General features: G+C 72.1%; 22 protein-coding genes. 10 read left to right on the top strand and 12 right to left on the bottom strand.

Translation table 11 applies throughout. The annotated features are described in order from the left end of the window. Nucleotides 1-372 precede the first annotated feature (372 nt). A complete protein-coding gene (locus ABZ261_RS20310) occupies nt 373-2,076 on the top strand; it encodes a subtype B tannase (RefSeq protein ID WP_356861023.1) in 1,704 nt (567 codons plus the stop codon). 113 nt (nt 2,077-2,189) lie between these two features. Here the strand turns inward: ABZ261_RS20310 and ABZ261_RS20305 are convergent, their stop codons facing one another. Further along, complete coding sequence (locus tag ABZ261_RS20305; RefSeq protein WP_356861101.1) at nt 2,190-2,588, bottom strand: VOC family protein; 399 nt, start codon at nt 2,586-2,588, stop codon at nt 2,190-2,192. Nucleotides 2,589-2,680: 92 nt separating this feature from the next. On the opposite strand from ABZ261_RS20305, the gene ABZ261_RS20300 reads away from it, so the two are divergent. From ABZ261_RS20300 to ABZ261_RS20285, 4 genes are all read left to right on the top strand, one after another. Then, nucleotides 2,681-3,688 (top strand): YafY family protein, encoded by a 1,008-nt coding sequence (locus tag ABZ261_RS20300; RefSeq protein ID WP_356861021.1) that lies wholly within the window; start codon nt 2,681-2,683, stop codon nt 3,686-3,688. A gap of 181 nt (nt 3,689-3,869) precedes the next feature. Continuing rightward, nucleotides 3,870-4,577, top strand: coding sequence for an MBL fold metallo-hydrolase (locus ABZ261_RS20295; protein ID WP_356861019.1), 708 nt, complete (start codon nt 3,870-3,872; stop codon nt 4,575-4,577). Between the two features lie 234 nt (nt 4,578-4,811). Then, entirely contained in the window at nt 4,812-4,991 is a 180-nt protein-coding gene (locus ABZ261_RS20290; RefSeq protein WP_356861017.1) for a hypothetical protein, read from the top strand. A gap of 292 nt (nt 4,992-5,283) precedes the next feature. Beyond that, on the top strand, nt 5,284-5,880 hold the full coding sequence (locus ABZ261_RS20285; RefSeq protein WP_356861015.1) for a TetR/AcrR family transcriptional regulator: 597 nt from the start codon (nt 5,284-5,286) through the stop codon (nt 5,878-5,880). Nucleotides 5,881-6,070: 190 nt separating this feature from the next. Here the strand turns inward: ABZ261_RS20285 and ABZ261_RS20280 are convergent, their stop codons facing one another. The 4 genes from ABZ261_RS20280 to ABZ261_RS20265 all read right to left on the bottom strand — a co-directional run bounded on the left by ABZ261_RS20280 (nt 6,071) and on the right by ABZ261_RS20265 (nt 10,216). Further along, nucleotides 6,071-7,393, bottom strand: coding sequence for an MFS transporter (locus ABZ261_RS20280; protein WP_356861013.1), 1,323 nt, complete (start codon nt 7,391-7,393; stop codon nt 6,071-6,073). A 139-nt stretch (nt 7,394-7,532) separates the two neighbouring features. After that, on the bottom strand, nt 7,533-8,219 hold the full coding sequence (locus ABZ261_RS20275; RefSeq protein WP_356861011.1) for a type 1 glutamine amidotransferase domain-containing protein: 687 nt from the start codon (nt 8,217-8,219) through the stop codon (nt 7,533-7,535). Nucleotides 8,220-8,365: 146 nt separating this feature from the next. Continuing rightward, nucleotides 8,366-9,202, bottom strand: a complete 837-nt coding sequence (locus ABZ261_RS20270; protein WP_356861009.1) for an alpha/beta hydrolase — start codon at nt 9,200-9,202, stop codon at nt 8,366-8,368. A gap of 204 nt (nt 9,203-9,406) precedes the next feature. Then, nucleotides 9,407-10,216: an alpha/beta hydrolase gene (locus tag ABZ261_RS20265; protein ID WP_356861007.1), complete on the bottom strand. Its 810-nt coding sequence runs from the start codon at nt 10,214-10,216 to the stop codon at nt 9,407-9,409. A 126-nt stretch (nt 10,217-10,342) separates the two neighbouring features. Here ABZ261_RS20265 and ABZ261_RS20260 point away from each other — a divergent pair, with 126 nt between their 5' ends. From ABZ261_RS20260 to ABZ261_RS20250, 3 genes are all read left to right on the top strand, one after another. Then, nucleotides 10,343-10,771 carry a MarR family winged helix-turn-helix transcriptional regulator gene (locus ABZ261_RS20260; RefSeq protein ID WP_356861005.1) on the top strand — a complete coding sequence of 143 codons (429 nt, stop codon included), beginning with the start codon at nt 10,343-10,345 and terminating at the stop codon, nt 10,769-10,771. 254 nt (nt 10,772-11,025) lie between these two features. Continuing rightward, on the top strand, nt 11,026-11,199 hold the full coding sequence (locus tag ABZ261_RS20255) for a CsbD family protein (protein ID WP_356861003.1): 174 nt from the start codon (nt 11,026-11,028) through the stop codon (nt 11,197-11,199). Between the two features lie 301 nt (nt 11,200-11,500). After that, nucleotides 11,501-11,950 carry an ATP-binding protein gene (locus ABZ261_RS20250; RefSeq protein WP_356861001.1) on the top strand — a complete coding sequence of 150 codons (450 nt, stop codon included), beginning with the start codon at nt 11,501-11,503 and terminating at the stop codon, nt 11,948-11,950. A gap of 6 nt (nt 11,951-11,956) precedes the next feature. Here the strand turns inward: ABZ261_RS20250 and ABZ261_RS20245 are convergent, their stop codons facing one another. Further along, a complete protein-coding gene (locus tag ABZ261_RS20245; protein WP_356861099.1) occupies nt 11,957-14,308 on the bottom strand; it encodes a SpoIIE family protein phosphatase in 2,352 nt (783 codons plus the stop codon). Nucleotides 14,309-14,429: 121 nt separating this feature from the next. Next, nucleotides 14,430-18,692 (bottom strand): HAMP domain-containing protein, encoded by a 4,263-nt coding sequence (locus tag ABZ261_RS20240; protein ID WP_356860999.1) that lies wholly within the window; start codon nt 18,690-18,692, stop codon nt 14,430-14,432. 936 nt (nt 18,693-19,628) lie between these two features. On the opposite strand from ABZ261_RS20240, the gene ABZ261_RS20235 reads away from it, so the two are divergent. Beyond that, entirely contained in the window at nt 19,629-19,997 is a 369-nt protein-coding gene (locus ABZ261_RS20235) for a hypothetical protein (RefSeq protein WP_356860997.1), read from the top strand. A gap of 21 nt (nt 19,998-20,018) precedes the next feature. Here the strand turns inward: ABZ261_RS20235 and ABZ261_RS20230 are convergent, their stop codons facing one another. The 3 genes from ABZ261_RS20230 to ABZ261_RS20220 all read right to left on the bottom strand — a co-directional run bounded on the left by ABZ261_RS20230 (nt 20,019) and on the right by ABZ261_RS20220 (nt 22,412). After that, on the bottom strand, nt 20,019-21,026 hold the full coding sequence (locus ABZ261_RS20230; RefSeq protein ID WP_356860995.1) for an MASE1 domain-containing protein: 1,008 nt from the start codon (nt 21,024-21,026) through the stop codon (nt 20,019-20,021). A 126-nt stretch (nt 21,027-21,152) separates the two neighbouring features. Continuing rightward, nucleotides 21,153-21,983, bottom strand: coding sequence for a PP2C family protein-serine/threonine phosphatase (locus ABZ261_RS20225; protein WP_356860993.1), 831 nt, complete (start codon nt 21,981-21,983; stop codon nt 21,153-21,155). A 108-nt stretch (nt 21,984-22,091) separates the two neighbouring features. Next, the gene (locus ABZ261_RS20220; protein WP_356860991.1) at nt 22,092-22,412 is read right to left on the bottom strand and encodes a hypothetical protein; all 321 of its coding nucleotides are present in this window, start codon (nt 22,410-22,412) and stop codon (nt 22,092-22,094) included. Nucleotides 22,413-22,664: 252 nt separating this feature from the next. Here ABZ261_RS20220 and ABZ261_RS20215 point away from each other — a divergent pair, with 252 nt between their 5' ends. After that, nucleotides 22,665-22,979, top strand: a complete 315-nt coding sequence (locus tag ABZ261_RS20215; RefSeq protein ID WP_356860989.1) for a hypothetical protein — start codon at nt 22,665-22,667, stop codon at nt 22,977-22,979. Between the two features lie 39 nt (nt 22,980-23,018). Here the strand turns inward: ABZ261_RS20215 and ABZ261_RS20210 are convergent, their stop codons facing one another. Beyond that, on the bottom strand, nt 23,019-23,711 hold the full coding sequence (locus ABZ261_RS20210) for an alpha/beta hydrolase (protein WP_356860987.1): 693 nt from the start codon (nt 23,709-23,711) through the stop codon (nt 23,019-23,021). Between the two features lie 211 nt (nt 23,712-23,922). Then, nucleotides 23,923-25,131 carry a hypothetical protein gene (locus tag ABZ261_RS20205; RefSeq protein ID WP_356860985.1) on the bottom strand — a complete coding sequence of 403 codons (1,209 nt, stop codon included), beginning with the start codon at nt 25,129-25,131 and terminating at the stop codon, nt 23,923-23,925. Nucleotides 25,132-25,272 lie beyond the last annotated feature (141 nt).

Raw genomic sequence — 25,272 nt, 5'->3', positions numbered from 1 at the left:
TGCCCTCCCTGAGTGAGTGCCTGTCGACGCTAAATCTAGGCGAACAGAATTGTCAACGATTCTGTTGCCACTTTGCCGAGGGTGAGCCACGGCGGATGCCGCCGGCGACAGCCCGTCTCGCGGCGCAGGGCGCCAGATCTCGCGCCTGTCCTCATCGAGCCGGCGGCGGCCGGTTCCTCACTCACCGGACCAAGATTGTCGGCAATACTGCTACTCAGATTGTTGACAAAGCTGTAGCGTGCGTCACGCCGTGACCCTGAGGCATCCGCGAAGCACTTGGTGCTCAATGAGGGGAGACCCATGCATCGGTTGACCGCGTCACGCGGACGGGACGCACTCACCCACCCGCCGAGCCTGCGGGCGGAACGCCCCGTGACCCGCAACCGCTTCCTGACAGGTGCGGCACTCGCGGGTTCCCTCGTCCTCACGCTCGTCGCAGTACCGGCCACGGTCACGACGGCCGCCCCTGCGCAGAGCCGTGGCCATGCCGCCGACCCCCAGGACGCGGCGCTCGCCTTCGACTCCTCCGACTACACGACGATCACCGTCACCATCGACGGCCGTCCGGTTGATGTGCGCTGGTACAAGGAGATCTGCTACGTCGCGAACCCGATCGCCGCGGCGGCACAGCAACCCGGTGGTCCCGGCGGGGGCGGCACCACCATCCCCAACACCGCCTGCGGCTACCAGAGCATGAACGTGTTCGTCCCCGAGAGCGCCTTCGGCGACCAGCGGGCGCCGATCTACTTCGCAGTGAACAACAGTGGCTGGATGGCCAGTTACGTACGGGCAAGCGTGACCACCGGCGCCTCCTACAACAGTGCGACGAGCAACGTCGGCGCCGCCCTGAAGGCGGGTTACGTCTTCGTCGACGTCGCCAGCCGCAGCCGCGGACTGGTCGGTGCCGACGGCTCGTCACCCGGCAAGGCGCCGGCGGCCGTCGCTGACGCCAAGGCCGCCGTGCGCTACCTGCGCCTCAACGACACCGCAATGCCCGGCAGCGCGGAGCGGATCGTCGTCAACGGCACCAGCGGCGGCGGAGCGCTGGCGTCGATCCTCGGCGCTTCCGGCAACAGCGGCGCGTACACGCCGTACCTCGCCGCGATCGGCGCCGCAGGCATCGACGCCACGGCGCACAGCACCCTGCGCGACGACGTCTTCGCAGTCAACGCCTACTGCCCGATCACCGACCTCGGCAACGCCGACACGGCCTACGAGTGGCTCTACAACGTCCTCGACACCCGTGACACCACCGAACAGAACCCCTCCCCCGGAGCAGCCGCAGAAATAGCGGCCCGTTTCGTGGGCTACGAGAAGAGCCTCGGGCTGCGCGATTCCGACGGCTCGCAGCTCACCGCCGCGACCATGCTCGACACCATCAAGAAGGAGGTCGTCCGCTCCGCGGAGACCTATCTGAAGGAGGACCCCGCCCGCACCGTCCCGCCGCTGGGCGGAACCTTCCTGATCACGACAGGGGGCACCACCACGTCGTACGTCAACGACTGGATCGACGTGGACACCGCCACCCGCACGGTGCGCTCCGTCGACATGGCGAAGTACCTCGCCTTCGTCGCCGCCCAGGCCGCCCTCAAGACGACCCCTGCCTTCGACGCCGTGGGCGTCGACGGGAATGTCACCAGCCGCACCGAGACCAACCTCTTCGGCCCGCCGACCGCGACGTACATGAACTACACCGAGTTCAGCTGGAACCACAACGACGTGCCCGGCGACGGCAGCGGCCTGGACGACACCGGGCTGACCTGGAAGCAGTACACCGCGCGGAAGAGCACCACCGTCGATGACCAGGTCCACCTCATCAACCCGATGGACTTCATCGGCACCGGTGCCGACACCGCGCCGAACTGGTACGTCCGCCACGGCACCCGCGACCGGGACACCGCCTTCACCGTCTCGGTCAACCTGGACCGTGCGCTGGCCGCGGACAAGGAGGTCGAGGACCTGGACTACCGGCTCGCCTGGAACCAGCCACATGCCGGGAACTACGACGTGCCCGAGGCCATGGCCTGGATCGCCGGGATCGTCCAGAAGGCCGGCGACCCGCTCGCGGCGCGATAGCCCGACCTCGGCGGCGACGTGCGCGATCGGCCGGCCGCGTCGATCCGCCGGCACGACCGCAGACGTCCCTCGGGAGTCAGCGGTGCGCTCCGGTGCCCCATGCTGCCGGCCCGTCAACGTGCGAACTTGGCGATGGCCGCCGGGGTGACGGGGGTGAAGAAGTTGACGAGGTTGCCGTCGGGGTCGCGGAACAGCAGCGACCGGTTGCCCCAGGGCATCGTGGTGGGCTCGTTGACGAAGTCGGTGACGAAGTCGGTCAGGTTCTGGTGAACGCGGTCCACGTCGTCGACGCGGAACTCGATGATCACGCTGTGGTTGTCCGCTGGGCGGGCGGAGCCCGGGGCGAACAGCGGGACGGTGCGGGTGCCGGCGATCGCGAGGGTGGCGTTGGCGGTCTTGAGTTCGGCGAAGTCCTCAGTGGCCCACATCGCCTGCACCCCTGTGGCTCGCTCGTAGAACTCGACGAGGCGCGCGACGTCGCTGGTGATGATGCGGATCGAGACGAAGTCCATGGTGATCTCCTTGACAGATGGGGTCATTGCACGTCGCAGGTTAGGAGAAATAGTGGACAGAATCGGTCCGGTATTCGCATTAGGCTGTGTATATGCCTCGACCCACCGGCCGCGTGCTGACACTTCTGGAGCTGTTGCAGTCCGGCGGCACCCGGACGGTGGCCGAACTCGCCGACCGGCTCGGCGTCGATGGGCGCACCGTGCGGCGGTATGTGGATCATCTGATCGACCTTGACGTGCCCGTGGAGTCGGTGCGCGGCCGGTACGGCGGGTACCGGCTCGCCCCCGGGTACCGTTTGCCTCCGCTCATGCTCAGCGACGACGAGGCGCTGGCCGTGCTGCTCGGCTTGGTCGCCGGCCGCCGAGCAGGGTTGACGACGACGGAGGGCACGGCGAGCGAGACGGCATCGGCCAAGATCCGGCGGGTGCTGCCCCAGCACGTGGCCCGCCGGCTCGACACACTCCTGGAATCGCTGGCCTTCACGGATCAGCCCCGTGAGTTCGCCACCCCCGACGCTGGGGCCCTGCTCACCATCGCCGATGCGGTGCGCCACCGCCGGCCGGTCTCGATCAGATACACCGACCGCGACGGCCGACGCAGCGAACGCACGCTGCACCCGTACGGGATCGTCGCCCATTCGGGCCGGTGGTACGTCACGGGTAGGGACCCCGGAATCGGCGAGGACCGGACCTTCCGGCTCGATCGCATCGCCGACGCGAGGACCCTGCCCGGCTCGTTCGAGGCGCCCGCGGGTCCCGATCCGGCACAGCGCGTGGTGTCAGGGTTCGCCACGGCTGAGTACCGGCATGAGGTGACCTTGCGGATCTTTGGGACCGTTGAGCAGATCCGCGCCCACCTTCCCGCCAGTGTCGCGAGCCTGGAGGAGCACGCGCCCACGGCAGGCAAGGACCCGGCGACCGAGCGCTGGCTGCGCGTCGAACTGCGGGCGGAGCGGCTCGACTGGTTGCCTCCGGCACTTGCCTCACTCGACCGGCCGTTCGTCATCGAGCGCCCCGATGAACTGCGCGGCCTCGTCACCGCGCTCGCCGATCGCCTCGCGTCCTACGCCCGCCAAACCGACGAGGGACCAAGGTCATGAGATGCCGCACCCGGGGTGTTCCCGGCTCCCCCAGGCCCGTCCGCTCGAAAGAGACTGCGAGGCGCTGAGCAGCCCGGTCCGAACTGGCCCCGGGTCGAGGGATGAAGGGGGTGGAGTTGGTTGTCATCTGCTGAAGGCGAAGCGGCGAGTGGGAGGCTTCGGCGGTGCCTAGGTTGTCCGTATGGAGATGGTTGAGCTGTTGCCGGAGCTGCATATGCTCCGTTTCGAGGTCGGGCAGGCGTATCTGTGGCGTGACGCGGACGGGCTCACGTTGATCGACTCTGGGGTCGCGGGGGCCGGTCCGGCAATCGCCGATGCCCTTGTGAGCATCGGCTCGAAACCCCGGGACCTGCGGCGTGTCGTGCTGACTCACTTTCATGAGGACCATGCCGGCGGTGCTGCCGAGATCGCCGCGTGGGGAGGGGTCGAAATCTTCGCGCACCGTCTGGACGCCGCGGTGATCCGCGGGGAGTCACCGGCTCCGCCACCGGTCTTCACGGATGCTCCTGACTGGGAACGTGCCTTGTTCGAGAGCAAGCCGAAGCTGCCACCGGCAGCGCCGGTGCCGGTGGACCATGAGGTCGGTGATCAAGATGTGCTTCCCTTCGGTGGCGGGGCTCGCGTGGTGGCTGCACCGGGTCATACTCCGGGCAGCGCCGCGTTCTATCTCCCTGCCTTCGGAGTGCTCTTCCTGGGCGACGCTGCAGCGAACGTGGGAGGCAGGACCATGGTCGGCGTGTTCAACACGGACCGGTCTCGTGCACTGAAATCCTTGAGGGACTTGAGCCGACTGGATGCGGAGGTGGCCTGCTTCGGCCACGGCGAGGCGATCGTGGGATCGGCTTCGGCGGTTCTGCGGGCTGCGGCAGCGACCCCGAGCGGCAGTTGATCGACCGGTACGCCACGGGGGGCGGTGTGGGCCTGGGGCGGCCAAGGCCCATCTCGGCACGCTGGCTGACCGCGACGCTCCCCCGCCGGGCTGGGTGGCACGCAGTGACACATAGGCTCTGGACAGGCGGGAAAAGTAGGACATAATGGGACCAGGCCGGACAGCGTTGTCACCCCGCCCGACGTGTCCCCTCCCCCTCGCTTCCCCCCGCGACCGCAAGGAGCCGCTCCCCGTATGGCGCACGGAGCCCACCGCCACCTGATGCCTCCCCGCCCCGACCTCGCTCTCGCCCGCGACTGCGAGCAGTGCCTCGGCTGGGGGACCGTCGTCACCCGCGACGGGGACCACGAGCTGTGCCGGGCGTGCCAGCCCGAGCCGGGCGAGGAGGGTGGCGCCGGCCTCACCGGGTCCTGATGCCACGCCTGCCGGCGGTACCGGCGGCCGCGTCGGCCCCGGCTTCCGGCCGGGCGGGCGGGCGGACGGCGATTCCCGGCAGCCGCGGCACCCGCGCGACGACCGCGAGCCGCCACGGCGTCGCGAGCCGCCGACGGGGCTTCGCCGCCGCAGGCCGCGAGCCCGTGCGAAGCGCCCACCGCGGTCCGGACCTCCCCGCGCTCGCCCGCGTCCGCCCGCACCAGGCGATGAACGGCCACCGAAGCCAACCGGCACTTAGACGACCGGTCTAATGCCGGGTAGAATCGCTGGCATGCCAGCAACCGCGACACGAAGCGCCGAGACCCGTCAGAAGATCCTCGATGTCGCCCGGAGGATCATGGCACACAAGGGCTACTCCGCCGTCGGCCTCAACGAGGTGCTCGCGGAGGCCGGCGTGCCCAAGGGCTCTTTCTACTACTACTTCACGTCCAAGGACGCCTTCGGCGAAGCCCTGCTGAAGAGCTACTTCGACGAGTACCTCGCCGACATGGACCGCATCCTGGCAGCCCCCGACCGGTCCGCAGCCGAGCGCCTGATGGACTACTGGCAGCTGTGGCGCGAGACCCAGAGCATCGACGAGTGCCAGGGCAAGTGTCTGGCCGTGAAACTGGGGGCCGAGGTGTCCGACCTCTCCGAGTCGATGCGCCTGGCGCTCAAGGAGGGGACGGACGCGATCGTCGGCCGGTTGGAGCGAGTCATCTCCGCCGGCCTCGCGGACGGATCCGTCACGATCGAGGACACGCCGCTGGAAACGGCCCGGATCCTGTACGACATGTGGCTCGGGGCCAGTGTCATGGCCAAGATCCACCGCAGTGTCGAGCCCCTCGACATCACCACGACGGTGACCCGCCGGCTCCTGCACGCGTGACGGTCCTCCGGCCGAGAAACTGAACCGCACGCGAAGCGTGCGCCATGATCCCGCTCGGCCCGTCCCTCCGGGCGCTCCGGTACATCGGCGCGGTACGTCGGCGCGGTACGGAGGGAGTTGAGGTGGAAGCACGGACCGAGCGGGGTGCGCAGCACCTGCGGCGGGGGCGGCGCGGCCACCGGCGGGCACCTCACGCAGAAGAGCCCGGCACCTGATCGTCGCCCTGCTCGGGATGCCCGTCGTGCGCGTCACCCCGCCAGGCCAGCGAGGTCGTCGCCAGCGTGCCGACCGCGAGTGCCGCGCCGGCGATCAGGACGTACACCGGGTCCCACAGCTTGCCCAGCGCCTGCACGAGAACGGGAAGGGCGAAGCCGACGTAGGTCAGGCTGTAGAACACGGCGATCACCGTCGAGATGTTGCGGGAGTCGGTGAGGGACTCCACGAGCCGCAGACCGCTCACCAGCAGCAGACCGTAGGCGGAGCCCAGTACGACGGCCGTGGCGATCAGGAGGACCGGCGCACCCGTGGCGACGGTGAGCGCTGCGGCGAGCATCCCGCCGATGACGGAGGCCATTCCCGCCCGGAACGGTGCCGCCGGGGAGCGCCGGGCCAGCCGCCGGGCCCACGGCTGCACCGCGATGCCGCTGCCCAGGGTGACGGCGGCGACCACACCGCCGGCGACGGCCCCGTAGCCGCCCAGCGGGACGAGAACGGGAAGCGCCGCCAGGGACACGGTCGCGGCCCCGAAGACCCACGGCGCCGTCGGAAGGACCGCGGTCAGGAAGACGCGGCTGGTCAGCACCTTCATCGATCCGGTACTGCGGTGCGACGCGTGACCGGCCCGCCCGGTGGCGGCCGGAGCCGGCTCCGGAGCCCGCCGCACCACCGGCAGGGTCAGTGCCACCAGCGCGATGTGCACCAGGTAGGCCGTGATGTCAGGCGACGGCGCCCACTGCACGAGGGCTCCGGACAGCAGAGGGCCGAGGGCGAACCCGGCGGTCAGCGCGACTGCCGAGCGCCGCGCCCCGGCTCCGGCCCCGCCCCCGTCGGCCCGTGCGGCGTCGGAGAGTTCCTTGATCCATGCCGTGCCGGGCCCGAACGCCGAGCCGGCGGCGACCCCGACGAGTATCCGCCCTGCCAGGATCGTCCCGAAAGCCCCGCCGGACAGCAGGATCACCGCGGAGCCAAGGGCGGAGAGCAGCAGAGCGGTCATGAGGACCCGCCGCCGGCCGAGCCGGTCGGAGACCCCGGACATGATCAGCAGAGCCGGGACGAGCCCCAGGGCGTAAGCGCCGTACAGGGCGTTGACCTGGAAGCCGCTGAGGTCTGCGCGGTAGACCTGGAGCACGGAGGCGAACATGTTCGCCCCCCAGCCCACCGTGAAGACGGCAGCCGCGGGCCGGACCCAGGCGGCATGTGCCGCAACCGCGGGGGCTCCCCCGGCCGTCACGCAGGAGGCTGCGCCGCCGCGGCTCGGCGGGCGGGTGGCAGCGGTGATCTTTGATGTCGCCATGACCACGATCCCAACGATTGAGTAGACGTCTGCGTCCTGCGCCTGGAAGGCGGTCCGGCCCTGTGACCGCTGTCATGCCGCCGCCGGTCCGCGGGCATCACCCCGTGGACCGGCGGCGGCGTGATCTCCGTGGGCCTCGTCAGCCGCGGGCCCCGGCGAACGCGATGAGGGCGTCGGCCGCCGGACCGGACGAAGCGGGGTTCTGGCCGGTGATCAGCAGACCGTCCCGCACGACGTACGGCGCCCAGTCCGCGAGCTTGGAGTAGTCGCCTCCGAGCCTCTTCAGCTCGTCCTCGACGAGGAAGGGAACGACGTCGGTCAGCGCGACGGCGTCCTCCTCGCTGTCGGCGAATCCGGTGACCCGCTTGCCGCGCACGAGCGGCTCGCCGTCCTCGTCGACGGCGTGCCGCAGGACGCCCGGAGCGTGGCAGACCAGCGCGAGGGGCTTGTCGGAGCGCAGGGTCGCCTCGATGAGACGGATGGAGTCGGCGTCCTCCGCCAGGTCCCACAGGGGGCCGTGGCCGCCGGGGTAGAAGACGGTGTCATAGTCGTCGGCGACGACGGAGTCCAGGCGCACGGTGTTGGCCAGTGCCGCGACGGCTTCCGGGTCGGCCTCGAACCGGCGGGTCTGGTCGGTCTGGTTGGCGGGTTCGTTGCTCTTGGGGTCCAGTGGCGGGCGGCCGCCCTGGGGCGAGGCGAGCGTGACGTTCCAGCCGGCCTCCTGGAACCGGTAGTAGGGAGCAGCGAGTTCCTCCAGCCAGAACCCGGTCTTGCGGCCGGTGTCGCCGAGTTGGTCGTGCGAGGTCAGAACGACGAGGACCTTCATGGTCACTGCTCCTTGATCAATGGACCGGCCGTCTCGCCTCGGTGCGGAGAGAGACCGGAAGGGTCCGGGCAGGCGTGCGGGGGTGGCCTGCGCCGGTCGGTGCGGACCGTCGGCCGCGGGGCGGGCCGGGCGACGGGGCGGTCACCTCACCGGGCGAGGAAGGCCAGCAGGATCTCGTTGACCTCCGCGGTATGCGTGGTCAGCAGTCCGTGCGGGGCGCCTTCGATCTCCTCGTACTGCGCGGAGGGCAGAGCCCGGGCGAAGCGCCGGCCCGTGGCGTCGATGGGCAGGGTGCGGTCAGCGGTGCCGTGCACGATCAGGGCCGGAACGTCGATCCTGGGGATGTCGGCACGGAAGTCCGTGGGCCAGGCGAGGGGGGCGGCGGCCGAGGCGATGGCCCCCGAGGCGGCGGCGACGTTCCAGGCGTTGCGGACCGCTCCTTCGCTGACGCGGCTGCCGAGGTTCTCGTCGAGGTTGAAGAAGTCGCTGTAGAAGTCCGAGAAGAACGCGTACCGGTCCTTCCTGGCCGCGTCCGAGACACCCTGGAAGAAGGAGAGGGGCGCCGCCCCGTCGGGGTTGTCGTCGGTGATCTCCAGGTACGGCTCGAGGGACGCCAGGAACACCGCCTTGGCGATCCGCTCCGAGCCATAGGTGGACAGGTAGCGGGCGACCTCGCCCGTGCCCATCGAGAAGCCCACCAGCACCGCCTCACGCAGGTCCAGCGCCTCCACCACGGCGTGCAGGTCTGCGGCGAAGGTGTCGTAGTCGTAACCCGTCGAGGGCTGGCTGGACTTGCCGAAGCCCCGCCGGTCGTAGGTGACGACCCGGTAGCCGGCCTCCAGCAGGGCCGGCACCTGCCCCTCCCACGAGTTCCCGTCCAGCGGGTAGCCGTGGATCAGCACCACGGGTCGGCCCGTCCCCTTGTCCTCGTAGTGCAGCTCGATGTCCGCACTGTTCTCCACGCCCACCTTGATGCGTCCCATGATGGCCACCCTCTTCGCTGTGTGTGCCGCGTTCCGACACCGTGAACTATACGACTGGTCTACTAGAAATGGCAACGGCGCGCGCCCCGACAACCGGAGTGGCGGTTGGGCACCCGCGGATGATGACGACCGGCGGCGTCGGCCGTGCCGACTGCGCCCGACCGGCTCCCACCGAGGATGCGGTGGCCGCCGTGTCGCAGCGTTTCACATGGTGAGGATGGCACCCAGCAAGGCTTCGGGCGTTTCGATCTGCGGCAGGTGGCCGCTGTGAGGCAGAAGGGTGAACCGGGCCCCCGGGATGGCCGCGGCGAACGCCTTGCCGTACTCGGCGTCGACGATGCCGTCGCTGTCACCCCAGACGACATGGACCGGCAGGTTCACCGAGGCGAGCCGTCCCAGCAGGGAGGGGTCCGACATGGCGGGGCCGGTGTAACCCACGAGGGCCTGCATCTCGGGGCGCGGACCCGCGGAGGGCGCACCCTGCGGCGCCACGGCCGGAGCCTTGCCCGGGTCGTGGAAGGACAGCTTGTGGATGCCGTCGGGAGACAGGCCCCTGAGGTCCGCCACCGGGTGGCCGGCGACCTCGATGCCGATGCCGTCGACGATGACCGCACCGCTCACGCGGGGACTGGCCAGCAGGGCGATCTCGGCTGCGATCCAGCCGCCGAACGAGTTGCCGACGACGGTGACATCGGCGAGGCCGAGACGTTCGAGCAGAGCGACGTAGGCGGCAGCGAGGTCGCGGGTCGTCGCCAGCGCATCGGGGCGGGGGGTGCCGGCGAAGCCGGGGTGCGTCGGCGTGAGGACGCGGGAGCGGGTGCGCTCCGCGAGCAGTCCGGCGAAGCCGGTCATCGTGCCCTGGCCGCCGCCGCCGTGGAGAAGGAGGAACGACCGGGTCCGGTCCTGTTCCTCGACCGTGATCTCGACGTCGGCCGGGGCCTCACCCAGGGTGATGGTCGCGGTGCGGACGGGAGACGGCGGGCCGGTCGTTGCTATCGGTGTTGTCCAAGTCATATAAGGAACCTTATACAAGGATCCTTAGACACGCAACCGGAACCCTCGGCTGCGCCGGGCGCCCCGAACCGGACGGCCCGCGGGACTAAGGTTCCTTGTATAAAGATGCGGAAGTATGGTGTCTGCGTGAACACCTCCCTCCAGGACGTGGGTCTGGCCGTCAAGCGCCTCCAGTGGCTGCATCACCGCGAGGCCAATCGCAGGCTGCTCTCCACAGCGGGACTGTCCTTGGTGCAGTGGGATGTACTGCGCCACCTGCACAGCCGGCCGGACGCCTCGCTGCACACCCTGTCCGAACTCACGTTCCAGTCCGACCAGTCGATGGGAGAGCTCGCCAAACGGATGGTGGGCTGCGGACTGCTGGAGCGGGTCCCCGGGCCCGGCCGGGCCGTCCGGCATCGCCTGACCGCAAAAGGCCAGGAGGCCTACGAGCGGGGTTCCGGCGTCGTCGACGACGTGCTGGCCGAGTCCCTGGGCGTGCTGACGACACAGGAGAGGGCAGTGCTGCACGACCTGCTGCTGAGGGCGGCGGAGCACGCGAAGTCCACTTGGTGAGGATCCTCCGCCGCACCCGGGCGGGCTCAGGCCGCCGAGAGCCGGAGTGATGGTGCGCATCGGCTCCGCCGGGCGCGCACAGGCCGAGCGCGCCGGCATGTTTATCCGCCTCCGCGGCGACGGGTTCCCGAATTACCACCCCGGCCTTCGCTGCTTTCGCGGGGCGATGTCTCCGCTTTTCCGGTTTGGACGGCGCCGGAACGGCAATCCGACAAGCGACCACAGACCGCGTCGACGTTGGGATGTGACACGCGATGGCTGACGATCAGAAGGCCAAGGGCAAGATGGAGCAGGCCAAGGGCAAGGTCAAGGAGGCCGCCGGTCGCGCCGTCGGCAACGAGCGCCTGGAGGCCGAGGGCCGCATGGAAGGCGCGGCCGGTGACGCCCGGCAGGCGAAGGAAAAGGCGAAGGACGTCTTCAAGCACTGACGTCCGGCATTGCCGGCGCCACCCACCGGGGCGTGCGTCGATTCGGATCCGGAACGGGCCCGGGAAAATCCGCGGAAGCGGTTTTCCGGGCCCGTTCCGTGTGTGCGGCCACCCGGCCCCCGGTCGCGGCGCACGCGGCCGCCGCCCGCCGTGCCGCCCCCTCACCAGCCGTTCACGGGCATCCGGAGGATTCCTCGTGAACGGCCTTTGACCGGCGGCCCAGCGGGTAGCCGGGGAGTGACGGCGCGACCCGTTGTGCACAGGAAGGGACCCTCACCCCAGAGGAAAAGGGCGACGAGGTATGGACATCCCGCTCAGGACGCACGCGACGACGCAGGCCCGCCCTGCTCCCCTGCGCTACAGCCGCATCTGGGACTCGGGCATATCCAGCATCGCCGAGGCGAGAGACGCCGTCGCGGCCCTGCTCTCCCGGGCCCGGCCCGCACCCGGACGGCGCGCGCTGCAGGACGCCCAGCTCGTCGTGAGCGAACTCGTCACCAACGCGGCCAAGCACGCCCCCGGCCCGTGCACGCTGCGCCTGGAGCTGCTGCCCGACGCCACCGCGTTGCGCGTCGACGTCACGGACACCTCCCGGCAGCCGCCGCGCAGGCGCCCTCCCGATCCCGGCCGGGTCGGCGGCCACGGGCTGCATCTGGTGACGATGCTCTGCCGGGACCTGGGAGTGACCTGGCTGCCGCACGGCAAGCGCGTCACCGCGACCGTGCCGCTCACGCCCGCGGCAGCCGGCTGACCCCGGTCAGACGACCCTGATGCCGACGATGCAGGTGTCGTCGTCGGTGTCCGACCTGCTGTAGGTGAGCAGCCGGTCCAGCTGCTGGTCCAGGGTGCTGGGCGCGGAACGCGCCGTGTCCAGCAGATGGGTCAGGGACTCCTCCACCGAGCGGTCCCGGCGCTCGATCAGGCCGTCGGTGTACATCAGCAGGGTGTCCCCGGCGGCCAGCTGCACCTCCGTCTCCTCGTAGCCCGCCTCCGGCACGGCGCCGAGCAGCATCCCCTTGACCGGGGGCAGCGCGGTCGCCTCCGACTCCCGGACCAGCACCGGGGGCAGATGGCCCGCCCGCGCCCAGCGCAGGGTGCGCCGCTCGCCGTCGTAGAGGCCGCACACGGCGGTGGCGGTGACCGCGCCCGTCAGATGATGGGCGACGATGTTCAGCCACGACAGCAGCTGCGCCGGTCCGGCGCCGGTCACCGCCAGGCCGCGCAGCGCGTTGCGCAGGACGACCATGCTGGTGGCCGCCTCGATGCCGTGCCCGGCGACGTCGCCGACGCACAGCAGGACCAGCCCGGACGGCAGCACGACGGCGTCGTACCAGTCGCCGCCGACGAGGTTCTCGGTCTCGGCGGGCCGGTAGCGCACCGCCACCTGGAGGTCCGGCATCTCGAGCGGGGCCTGGGCCGGGGGCATGATGGCGTGCTGGAGCTGGAGGGCCAGCCGGTTGCGCTCCACCGCCTGCTGCTCGGTGTGGGCGAGCTGGTCGCGGGTCGCGGCGAGGGCTACCTCGGTCCAGTGCTGGGCGGAGATGTCCTGGTAGGCGCCGCGGACGCCGAACAGCTGGCCGTCGGTGTCGAGGACGGGTTCGGCGACCACGCGCATGTGCCGGGTCACGCCGTCCGGGCGCTGCAGCCGGAACGCGGCCGAGGCGGGCCTGCGGTGGTGCAGCAGGGTGCGCAGGAAGCGGCGGAGGGTGACGGTGTCGTCGGGGTGGGCGTGGGCCGGCAGGTCCTGCAGGGCGACCGCAGGGCTGCTGGTCGGACGCCCGTAGAGGTCGAACAGCTGGCCGTTCCAGGTGATCTCGCCGGTGAGCAGGTTCTCCTCGAAGCCGCCGATCCGGCCGAGCCGCTGGGCGTGCTGGAGCAGGCTGGCGAGCCGTGCCGTCTCGTCCTCGATCCGCCAGATCAGCAGCACGCCGGCGCCGTGCCGGCTGATGCTGATGTCGGCGACGGCGGACAGCGGCACCTCGTCGACGAGCGCGGTCAGCCGCATCCGCTGGGCGCGGAACGGCTCGCCGGTGGCGTAGACCCGTTCCACCCGCTGGAACAGCTCGCTGGCGCCGGCGGCCATCGGATAGGCCTCCAGCAGCAGGGCGCCGCCCACGACGGCCCGGGGCCGCCCCGCCGGGTCCAGGAAGCGGTTGTTGACGTGCTGGATGCGGAAGTCGACCAGCTGCCCGGCGTCGTCCAGGTGCGGCACGAGCACCAGCGCCGGGTCGTGCAGCCCGTCCGCCAGGTCCATCAGCTCGACCACGTCGGGCAGCAGCCGGGGCTCCGACTCGGAGCCGGGCGGTGCGCCGAAGGTCTCCAGACTGTGCGCGCACAGCTCGGCGAGGGCCTCCACCTGCCGCACGACCGGCCGCGGCAGCGGGGACTCGGGCTTGGGCCAGGCGATCTCCAGGACGCCGTGGATCCGGCCGCCCGCACCGGCGGGTACGGCGATCCGGGCGCCGTCGGTGTACTCCCGCCGCCCGATCGTGGGCAGCCCGGACGCGGCGAGCGAGGACAGCCACTGCCCGTCGGGCTCGGTCAGGCCGCGGCGGGCCACGGTGACCACGTCGGGCGGCACGTAGTGCCAGCGGGCCGCCTCGCTCGCCGAGAAGCCGGCGCTTCCGGCGAGGGTGAGGGAGCCGTCCGAGCCGGCCGCCCAGATGGCCACGGCGACCGCGCCGAGGGGGCGCAGGGCGTGCTCGAGCAGCGAGTCGGCCATCGCCTGGGTGTCGTGGGCGGCCAGCACACCGCTCTCGGCGGTGCGCAGCCGCACGGCGGCGGACTCCTCGACGGGCCCGGCCGGGTCCGCGGCCGTGGACAGGAACGCCTCGGTGACCTCCGTGACGCGGTCGCGGGCCGCCTGGTTGATGACCTCCACCGCGAACTCCAGCGGGGTCATCCGCGCCTGCTCGGTCAGCTCGGCGAGCTGGCGTGCGGCCTGGGCGGGGCCGCAGCCGAGGCGTTCGACCAGGATGCCCTTGGCGAGTTCGATCAGCGCCCGGCCCTCGGCCTCGGCCTGGGCCGACCGCACCTCCCGGCGCAGCCGTTCCACGGTGGCGGCGAGCCGGCCCACCGGAGTGGAGGCCGGCACGTCGGGCACCGACATGTCCACGGCCGGGAGCTGGACGGGCACGCCGGCCGGCGTGCCCGTCTCGGCGGGCGTTTCGTGCGTGGTCACCGGATCGGTACTCCTCGGCCTGCGGACGGGCGGACGGGCGGGCGGACCGTCATGCGGGGAGCCAGCGCCGGACGCAGGCGATGAGGTCATGGGTGTCCACCGGTTTCGTGACGTAGTCGCTGGCGCCGGAAGCGAGGCTCTTCTCCCGGTCGCCCTGCATGGCCTTGGCGGTCACGGCGATGACCGGGAGGTCGGCGTACTGCGGCATCTTGCGGATCTCTGCCGTGGCCGTGTACCCATCCATCTCGGGCATCATCACGTCCATCAGAACGAGTTCCACGTCCGGGTTGTTCACCAGCGTCTCGATGCCCTTGCGGCCGTTCTCGGCGTGCAGCACGCGGAAGCCGTGCAGTTCCAGGATGCCGCTGAGCGCGAACAGGTTCCGGGCGTCGTCGTCGACGACGAGGACGGTACGGCCGCGGGTGTGCTCGTCGATCAAGTGGGGTGCGGTGAGCTGGGGTTCGTCGCCCCGGACCAGGGTGAGCACCTCCCCGGGCTCCTCGGCCGACAGGTGCAGCGCGATCCGCTCGCGCAGCTCGTCCAGGCTGAAGAGGTACTCCAGCGAACCGCCGGCGGTGTTCTCCGGGAGCGGCTCGGAGCGGTGCGAGCCGTGCACCAGCACCGGGACGCTCGCCAGGGCCGAGTCGCCGCGCAGCGCCTCCAGGAAGCGGGCCGACTCGCCGTCCGGCATGCCCATTTCCACGACGACGCAGTGGCAGGGCTCGGCGGCGAGGGCGCCGGCGGCCTCCTGGGCGCCGACCGCGGTGATGATGTCGACCGGCGGGTCGCCGCCGTCGGCGCGGCTGTGCGCGAGGTCCCCGACGACGCTCTCGGCGACCAGCGTCAGCAGCCCGCGCGGGCGTTCCTCCACGACGAGCAGCCGGCGCGGGCGCTGCCGCTTCGCGCCGGCCGGGGGCAGGTGCCGCGGCAGCTCGGGCCCGGTCGTGCCGTCCGTCCGCTCCAGCTCGGCGGGCTTCGGGGCGGGCCGCGTGCGCAGGGCCTCCTCGAAGTCCGGCCGGGCGACGGGCAGGAAGAGGGTGAAGGTGCTGCCCTTGCCGGGGGTGCTGTCCACGCTGACGGCGCCGCCGAGCAGGTAGGCGATCTCCCGGGTGATGGACAGGCCGAGCCCGGTGCCGCCGTACTTGCGGCTGGTGGTCCCGTCGGCCTGCTGGAACGCGCCGAAGATGGTCTCCAGCTGCTGTTCGGGAATGCCGATGCCGGTGTCCTTCACCCGGAAGGCCACGATGCCGCCGCCGCGCACCACGCCCTCGGGCACCTCGTCGTCCGAGGCGGGCTCGACCCGCAGTTCGACGCCGCCCTGTTCGGTGAACTTCACCGCGTTGGACAGCAGGTTGCGCAGGATCTGCCGCAGCCTGGAGTCGTCGGTGAGCAGGTCGGCGGGGGCGCCGGGAGCCGTGGTGACGGTGAAGTCGAGGCTCTTCTGGGTGGTCATGGGCCGGAAGGTGGCCTCGACGTAGTCGATGAGCTGGCGCAGCGAGACGCGCTCGGGCGTCACGTCCATCTTCCCGGCCTCGACCTTGGACAGGTCCAGGATGTCGTTGATCAGCTGGAGCAGGTCGGAGCCGGCGGAGTGGATGATGCCCGCGTACTCGACCTGCTTGGGGGTGAGGTTGCGGGAGGGGTTCTGGGCCAGCAGCTGGGCGAGGATGAGCAGGCTGTTCAGCGGGGTGCGCAGCTCGTGGCTCATGTTGGCGAGGAACTCGGACTTGTACTTGGAGGCGAGCGACAGCTGCTGGGCGCGTGCCTCCAGTTCCTGCCGGGCCTGCTCGATCTGCAGGTTCTTCGCCTCGATGTCCCGGTTCTGCTCGGCCAGCAGCGAGGCCTTCTCCTCCAGTTCGGCGTTGGAGCGCTGCAGCTCCTCCTGCCGGGCCTGCAGCTCGGCGGAGCGGGACTGCAGCTCGCTGGTCAGGCGCTGCGACTCCTCGAGCAGTTCGTCGGTGCGGGCGTTGGCGACGATCGTGTTCACGTTGACGCCGATGGTGTCCACGAGCTGCTGCAGGAAGTCCCGCTGGATCGGGGTGAACGGGGTGACGGCGGCCAGTTCGATGACGCCGAGGACCTGCTCCTCGAAGACGATGGGCAGCAGCAGCAGCGTGGTGGGCTCCACCTGCCCGAGGCCGGAGGAGATGGTGACGTAGCCGGGCGGCAGCTCGTCGACGGCGATGGTGCGGCGGCTGCGCGCGGCCTGGCCGACCAGGGAGCGGCCGAACGGGATGCGCACGGGCCGGCGGTCCTCCTCGGGCCGGCCGTAGGAGCCGACGAGCCGCAGCTCGGGCCCGGCCTCGCCCTCCTCGGCCAGGTAGAAGGCGCCGTACTGGGCGGACACCTGCGGCGCCAGCTCGTCCATGATGAGTTCGGCGACGACGGGCAGGTCGCGGTGGCCCTGCATGAGGCCGGAGATCCGGGCGAGGTTGGTCTTGAGCCAGTCCTGTTCCTGGTTGGCCCGGGTGGTCTCGCGCAGGGACTCCACCATGGAGTTGATGTTGTCCTTGAGGTCGGCGACCTCGCCGGAGGCGTCGACGGTGATGGACCGGGTCAGGTCGCCCTCGGCGACGGCGCTGGCCACGTCGGCGATGGCGCGGACCTGCCGGGTCAGGTTCCCGGCGAGTTCGTTGACGTTCTCGGTCAGGCGCTTCCAGGTGCCGGAGACGCCCTCGACCTCGGCCTGGCCGCCCAGGCGACCCTCCGTGCCGACCTCCCGGGCGACGCGGGTGACCTCGTCGGCGAACGCGGAGAGCTGGTCCACCATCGTGTTGATGGTGGTCTTCAGCTCCAGGATCTCGCCGCGGGCGTCGACGTCGATCTTCTTCGACAGGTCGCCCTTGGCCACGGCGGTGGTCACCAGCGCGATGTTGCGGACCTGGCCGGTGAGGTTGTTCGCCATGGAGTTGACGTTGTCGGTGAGGTCCTTCCAGGTGCCCGCCACGTTGGGCACATGGGCCTGGCCGCCCAGGCGGCCCTCGGTGCCCACCTCGCGGGCCACACGGGTGACCTCGTCCGCGAACGCCGACAGCGTGTCGACCATGGTGTTGATGACGTCGGCGAGGGCGGCGACCTCGCCCTTGGCCTCGACGGTGATCTTCTGCGAGAGGTCGCCCTTGGCCACCGCGGTGGCGACCTGGGCGATGGAGCGGACCTGGCCGGTGAGGTTGGAGGCCATCACGTTGACGTTGTCGGTGAGGTCCTTCCAGGTGCCGGCGACGCCGCGCACCTGCGCCTGTCCGCCGAGTCGGCCCTCGGTGCCCACCTCGCGGGCCACGCGGGTGACCTCGTCCGCGAACGCGGAGAGCTGGTCCACCATCGTGTTGATGGTGTTCTTCAGCTCCAGGATCTCGCCCCGGGCGTCCACGGTGATCTTCTGCGACAGGTCGCCCTGCGCCACCGCGGTGGCCACCTGGGCGACGTTGCGGACCTGCGCGGTCAGGTTGCCGGCCATGAAGTTGACCGAGTCCGTCAGGTCCCGCCAGGTGCCCTTGACCCCCTTGACGTCCGCCTGGCCGCCGAGCCGGCCCTCGGTGCCCACCTCGCGGGCCACACGGGTGACCTCGTCCGCGAACGCGGAGAGCTGGTCCACCATCGTGTTGATGGTGTTCTTCAGCGCGAGGATCTCGCCCCGGGCGTCCACGGTGATCTTCTGGGACAGGTCGCCCTGCGCCACCGCGGTGGTCACCTGGGCGACGTTGCGGACCTGGGCGGTCAGGTTGCCGGCCATGAAGTTGACCGAGTCCGTCAGATCCCGCCAGACACCGGCCACGCCGGGCACCTGGGCCTGGCCGCCGAGCCGGCCCTCGGTGCCCACCTCGCGGGCCACGCGGGTGACCTCGTCCGCGAACGCCGACAGCTGGTCCACCATCGTGTTGACGGTCTCCTTCAGCTGAAGGATCTCGCCGCGCGCGGGTACGTCGATCTTCTGGGACAGGTCGCCCTTGGCCACGGCGGTGGCGACCTGGGCGATGTCGCGGACCTGCGTGGTGAGGTTGCCCGCCATCGCGTTGACGGAGTCGGTCAGGTCCGCCCAGGTGCCGGAGACGCCGGGCACCTGCGCCTGCCCGCCGAGGGTGCCTTCGGTACCGACCTCGCGGGCCACCCGGGTGACCTCGGAGGTGAACACGGACAGCTGGTCGACCATGCCGTTGAAGACGGTGGCGATGTCGCCCATGAGTCCGGTGGAGTCGTCGGGCAGCCGGGTGCCGAAGTCTCCGTCGCGTACCGCGGTCAGTCCCGCGAGCAGTCTTCTCAGTTCGTGGTCACCCGGGACCGCCTCGGTCGTCCCGGTCGCCTTGCCGGCCATGCGCACCCTCGATCCGCTCCCCAGGAGCCCCCGGGCGAGGGCTCCGAACCGCTGCCGGGAGCTTCTGGCGCCCGGCCGTTGGCGTGTGCATTTCCGCAGTTCACGGATTTGCATGATGAGAAAATACGCCGCAGGCTAACCCACCTCCACGTCGGCGGACAAAGCAATCGGCCACGCCCCTGCTCCGCCGGGAGCGGCCGTCGGACGGCAGGTGTGAGGCGCGCACGGGCGGGTACCCGACAGAGTTCGCCGTGTGCGCCCCTCTCCATGGTGGCAGGCGGCGTCCCGCAGCGCCTGTGGTGACGGTCGTACGTACGCGCCGGCCGGTCGGTCCCGCGGCGCGGCCCCGCCGCCCACCCGGGCGGGCCCCTCGTGCCGGACGCCTCCCGCGAGCGCGCCGGCCAGGCCGGCGGGCCGGTGCGCGTGGACCCACTCGGCGTACGGCAGGGCGGGGTTGGCGGATGTCCGGAAACAGCGGTTCGCCCCGATCGGCTCTCCCCGGACCGGGGCCCGGCCCCGAGCGCGCCCTGGTCCGGCGGCCGCGCTCGGGGCCGGGCCGAACGCGGCCTGAGGCGCCCACCACCGCTCCGGCCCGGCCTCGAGGCCGGCCCGGCGGAAGACCCGCCGCCGAGAGGCCGGGGGTCCGGGCCGGGGTCCGGTGACGTTCGTCACGAGTCCCGGCCGCCAGGGGTCGTCCGGCGGGGCGTCTCCGCCACCCGGCGCGGGCACCGTCCGAGCGGGGCGGCGCGGATGCCGTCGCGCGGGATCGGGGGTGTGGCGCCGGCCGTGCGGCCCCGCGGGGCGGGCGGGGCGCCGGGGGCCGTCGGTGGTGAGCGGCGGCCCACTGACGCGGCTCCGCGCCTCGGCTGCGGTGCGCTCGTCGGCCGGGCGGCGCCGGACGTTGGCGTGGGCCGTCGCACGGGTACTCGGCGCCGCATGAAGGATCACGAGAACGACCGGCAGGACGAGAACGACCGGCAGGACGACAACGCGACGGCGGCCGAGCGGGCCGCGAACCGGCAGCGCGAGGCGGACCGTGAGCGCGCCGCCTCGCAGCCGTTCGACTACCCGTACCCGGAGCGCCGGGCCGGGGTCCGGGCCCGGCGGCACATCAGCGAAGCGGCGGCTGCCGCGGACACGCCGCCGGGCATCCCCGGCGGCTACGGCACCACCGGCGGCGGCCAGCCCGCCGGCCCCGGCGCCGCCCACCCGCCGTCCCGCGCCCCGCAGGACGTGGAGGAGGGGACCCCGGCGGCGGAGCCGGGGAGCGACGACGAAGGGCCGGTCGACCGGTCCGGGCGGTGACGGCGCGCTGCCGCAGGCGGTTCACGGCAATCCGGCCTGCCGGGGCCGGTCGCCGTCCGCTCCGTCCTGCGGCCGGGGCGGCGGGGGCTCGCCCGCGGTGAGGTGTTCGAGCACCTCGGCCAGCTCCTGGCAGGCCTTCTCCACCGAACGCCGGGTGTTGCGCTGTTCGGTGATCACGGCGGACAGCAGCAGCGCGGTCAGGGCCAGGGCCCCGTTGAACGCCTGCAGCTTCGCCATGACCTCGATCCGGTTCAGCCCCGCGAACGCCCCGGCGCCGTCGGTCGCGGCGAGGGTGGCCGCCACGGACGCCGCCAGAGCGCACAGGACGCTGCCCGCGAGCTGGAACCGCAGCGCCGCCCAGATGATGAGCGGGTAGACGAGGAAGAGCATGCTGAGGGAGCTGTAGGCCGCCAGCGGCACCAGACCGCAGGCCACCACGGCCAGCGCCGTCGCCTCCCGCCACCGTCCCCGCGGCAGCGGCCGGCGGGCGCGGTGCAGCAACAGCAGCAGCGGGGTCACGAGCAGCACGCCCATCGCGTCGCCCACCCACCAGGCCAGCCACACGGGCCAGAAGCCGTGGGGGGCGAGACTGCCCGTCAGGACGAGGAGGCCGACGCCGACGGTGGCGCTGATCAGCATGGCGGTCAGCGCACCCAGGAACACCAGGGCGAGGCCGTCGCGCAGCCGGCCGAGGTCGGTGCGGAAACGGGCGCGGCGCAGCAGGAGCGCCGCGCACACGGGCGCGGCGGTGTTGCCGAGGAGGACGCCGAGGACGGCGACGTCGGGTGTGGTCAGGGACAGCACGGTGAAGAAGGCGCCGAGCGTGATGCCCGGCCAGCAGCCCGGGCCGAGGAGCAGCAGGGCGGCGACGGCGACGCCGGTGGGCGGCCAGATGGGGGTGACGACGGCGCCCTCGACCGTCAGCTCGCGCAGCAGGCCGAGCCGCGCCGCCACGTAGTAGCTGGCGGCGACGGCCAGGATCCGGACGGCTCGGCCGCCCGGCCGGCGCAGTTCCTCGGTACCGACCACAGCAGCAATCTCACACCGGTGAGCGGGGGTCGGCGAGGTGAGGCGGGTCCCGTCCGGCCCTTCGGCGGAACGCCGGGCCGCCGCTGCGGCCGGCGCCGTGCGCGGCCGCGCCCCGCGGTGAGCGCCTCAGGGCGCGGCGTCCGGCCCGTCCAGGCCCACGACGAGGACGGCGGCGTCGTCCTCGTGGCCGACGCTCGCCGCGCCTTTGATCACCGCCGCGGCCAGCGCACGGGCCGGCAGGCCGGCGACGGCGGCGACGCCCGCGAGCCGGACCACCTGCTCCAGGCCGTCGTCGATGTCCAGCGAGGGTCCCTCCACCACCCCGTCGGTGAGCAGCACGAACACTCCGCCGGTGGTGAGCCGGTGCCGGGACACGGGGTACCGCGTGCCCTGCTCGACGCCGAGGGGCGGTCCGCCTTCGTCGTCGACGACCCCGGACTTCCCGTCGGCCGTGGCCCAGACGTACGGGATGTGCCCGGCCCGGGCGCTCTCCAGCACCCCGGTGGCCAGGTCGAGCCGCAGAAAGGTGCAGGTGGCGAACAGGTCGCTGCCCAGGGAGAGCAGCAGGTCGTTGGTGCGGGCCAGGAGTTCGCCCGGGTCGCCGGTGACGGAGGCGAGCGCCCGCAGTGCCGCCCTGACCTGGCCCATGAAGGCGGCGGCCTCGATGTTGTGCCCCTGGACGTCGCCGATGGACAGCCCTATCCGGCCGTCGGGCATGACGAAGGCGTCGTACCAGTCGCCGCCCACGTTGAGGCCGAGATTGGCCGGGGCGTACCGCACCGCCAGGTGCAGACCGGGCGCGGTGGGCAGGTCCCGCGGGAGCATGCCGCGCTGCAGGGCGACGGCCAGCTCCACCTGGGTGCGCTGGAGCTCCGCGCGCCGGCGCGCCTGGGCGATGAGCGAACCGAGTCGGGCCAGCAGCTCATCGCCTTCGTCCGTGGAGCGCTTGCGGGGCATGGATCACTTCCGCCGGGGCGGTGACTCACGGGGAGCCGGCCGCCTGCGAGGGGGCAAACGCCTAGATTTTACCGTTTTACGATGATCGCACCCCCGTTCTCGTCCCGCTCAGCGGACCTCGGAGTCGATGCCGGTGATCGCCGCGGGCCCGAGCGGCGCGCTCCGCTCGTCCAGTCCGGCGTCCCTGAGCGCGGAGCCCGCGAGCCGGCGGGCCTCCTGCTCGGCGTGCGGGCCGGTGTCCGCCTCGACGGTCAGGCGGAGGGTGAAGGTGTTGTCGTCGTTGACGGTGAGCACGTCCAGGTCCTCCGCGTCGCCCATCCGCGTGCCGTGCGGATCGGCGGGCCGGAGCGCCCTGGCCAGCCGGGTCCGGGTGTCGGCCCCGATGCCGCTGGTGAAGGTGCCGGGGACGCTGATCACGTAGGTCGTCATGAGACGGTCCTTTCCTTCCTCGGGGTCCCCTCGCCTACCCGGAATCGGGGCCTTCGCACAGCCGGTCCCCCGGCCGGCCCCTCCGCGCCGGGCGGCGCGGCCCGTCCACGCCCCACGTCAGCATCCCTGCGTCTCCGTCCCCCGGACGGTGGATGTGCCCGTGTCGGCCTCCGGGCCGGGCCCACCGCGGTGGGAGATTACGGGTGCGGCCCGGTCCGCTCCTCCCTGTCACCGTCGACCAAGGACACCCGTATGCGTCTGTGTCGTCCGTTCGCCGCCGTTCTCGGCGGACTCGCCCTCGCTCTGACCACCACCGGTTCCGCGCTCGCCGCCGACGGCACGTTCGCCTGGATCGGCCCCCGGGGCAAGGCCTACTCCATCGCGAACCCGCCGGACAGGAAGTGCTTCGACATGGCCCAGGAGGCGCGCGGCGCCCGCAACGGGACGAAGAAGCCGCTCGTCGTCTACACGAAGAAGAAGTGCAAGGGGTCGGCGCTGCGGCTCGCCGCCGGCCGTTCGGCGCCGAACGGCGCACGCTTCGCCAGCGTCGTCTTCAACCCGCGCTGACGTCAGGACCCCGGCGCCCCGGGGGGCGTGAGCCCCCCGTCAGATCCAGCCGTCCAGCGCCCCGATGAACCCGTCGAAGTCGTCCCGGTAGAGGGTGTGCCCGGCGCCCTCGACCGTACGGACCTCGAAGCCCCGCCGGACCAACTCCCCCGCCAGGCCGGGGCGCAGCAGTCCGCCGGCGCCAGCCAGCACCACGAGCGAGGGCACCGCCGGGCGCGCCGGCGTCCGGCTGACGGAGTAGATGCCGGGCAGGACGCGGGCCGTGGCCGGGTCCCAGGCTTCGAGCGCGGCCAGTTCCACGTCGACGTCCGCCTCGTCCCAGCGCGGATTGAGGCCCTTGATCATGGCGCGGCTCGCCCTCTTGAGTGCGGCGAAGTGCGCGGAGGCCTCGACCAGTTGCTCGCGCAGGTCCCATGCGGGGTCGCAGTAGACGGCCCGGGCGGGCGCCAGCCGCTCGACGGCTCCGGCCAGCGCCAGGGCACCGAGGGAGTGGCCGATCGCCAGCTCCGTCCCTGCGGGGAGGGACTCCACGAGGTCGTCCGCCCAGTGCTCGGGGCTGTACTCGCCCCGGCCGCTCGCGCCGTGGCCGCGCAGGTCCACGCCGACCACCCGGTACCCCTTGTCCGCCAGGACCGGTGCGACCCGGTGCCAGGTGCGGTGGTCGGACATGATCCCGTGCACCAGGACGGCGATCCGGTCGCCGGTCCCCCACTCGTGCGTGTGCAGCCTCATCGGCGGCTCCTCCCCTTCTCCCCGCCGGACTCCGCCGGACTCCGCCGGACGCCTTCCCGGCGGACTGTGCCGGGGTCTTCCCACCGGACCCGGAACACGACGTGCCGTCGGATCATGTCATCGCGGCCCGTGCCGGCTCCACTCCGAGGGACGCGGGCGTGTCCCGGGGCCGGGACGGGATCCGGCCGGTGCGATGTGCGGTGGCGGCTGCTCACAGCGGGGAGTGGGCCACCGCGGTCACATAGGCGCCGAACGGCAGGGAGACGACGGCGAGGGCGCCGTACACGGCCGCCGCCTGCGCCGGCCGCGGCCGCCAGGTGCGGGCGAGTGCGCGTGCCATCGGGATGAGCAGCGGGAACGCCGGCAGCAGGAAGCGCGGTTTGGAGGAGAAGGAGCCGGAGCCGCCGATCACGAGCAGGACGAGGACGCCGGAGAAGACGACCAGGGCCAGCGGGGCGCGGTCCAGGCAGAGCAGCGCGAACAGCAGCAGGCCCGCCGCGACGATCACCAGGGCCACCGGGTAGACCACGCCTCCGCCGTACAGGAACAGGGCCCGGAGGAAACGCAGAGAGCCGGCGCCGAAGTCGAAACGGGACTCCCAGGCGCTCTGCACCGTGAAGTAGCCGCCGAGCAGGTCTCCCGTGCGGCTGCCCACCCACAGCACATGGCCGAGCCAGCCCAGCGGAGCGAGGATCGCGCCGGCCCACAGCCGCGCCGGGACCCGGCCGCGCTGCCGCAGCGCCTGGTGCCCCGCGGCGAGGGAGACGGCCACCGCCACCGCGAACCCGCTGGGCCGGGAGAGGCCGGCGAGGGCGGCGAGGGTTCCGGCCCACAGCCAGCGGCCCCTGAGGACGGCGTGGAGGGACCAGGCGGCGAGCGCGGCGAACAGCGACTCGGTGTAGGCGATGGTCAGTTCGACGGCGTGCGGCAGCACGGCCCAGAGGGCGACCAGGGCGGTGGCGGGACCCGGGCCGTACAGGCGGTGGCCGATGGCGTAGACGCCGTACGCGGCGACGCCCGCGGCTGTCCAGGCGATCAGCAGGGCGGCCCGGCCCGGGGTGAGCGGCGAGGCGGCGGTCAGGGCTCTGATGAGCGCCGGATAGAGGGGGAAGAACGCCCAGTCGGTCTGGACGGTGCCCTTCGGGGTGATCCAGATGAGGTGGCCGTAGCCGTGCGTGGCGATGTGCAGGTACCAGCGGGAGTCCCAGGAGTGGGCCAGGTTCCTCACCAGCGGCTGTCCTCGGAGCTCGTTCGTGACGATCACCGCGAGGAGCCCGGCGAGCCGGACGGCCAGGAACAGGGCGAGGGCCGGCAGGGCGCCCTGCGGCGGGCCGGATCCGGCCGGCCGCGGCGGCCGGGAGCGGCCCGGAAGGCCCGAGGGGGCCGTCGGCTCGGGCCGGGGGACGGAGGAGGTGCTCACGGTCCCGACCTTGGTGACGCCGCCGGGAGGGCGCAATCCGCGACCCGGGTGTCGTGCGTACTTCCCCCCTGATTCACGAATCCGGACGCACCTCCGGCACCGTCCACCCCTCCCTGGACCCCCCGAGAGGTGTGGTTATCA

It is taken from the genome of Streptomyces sp. NPDC006193 (assembly GCF_040613915.1).
Taxonomy (GTDB): Bacteria; Actinomycetota; Actinomycetes; order Streptomycetales; family Streptomycetaceae; genus Streptomyces.
Note: the sequence above shows the minus strand (reverse complement) of the source record. Positions and strands in the feature narration are given on the sequence as shown.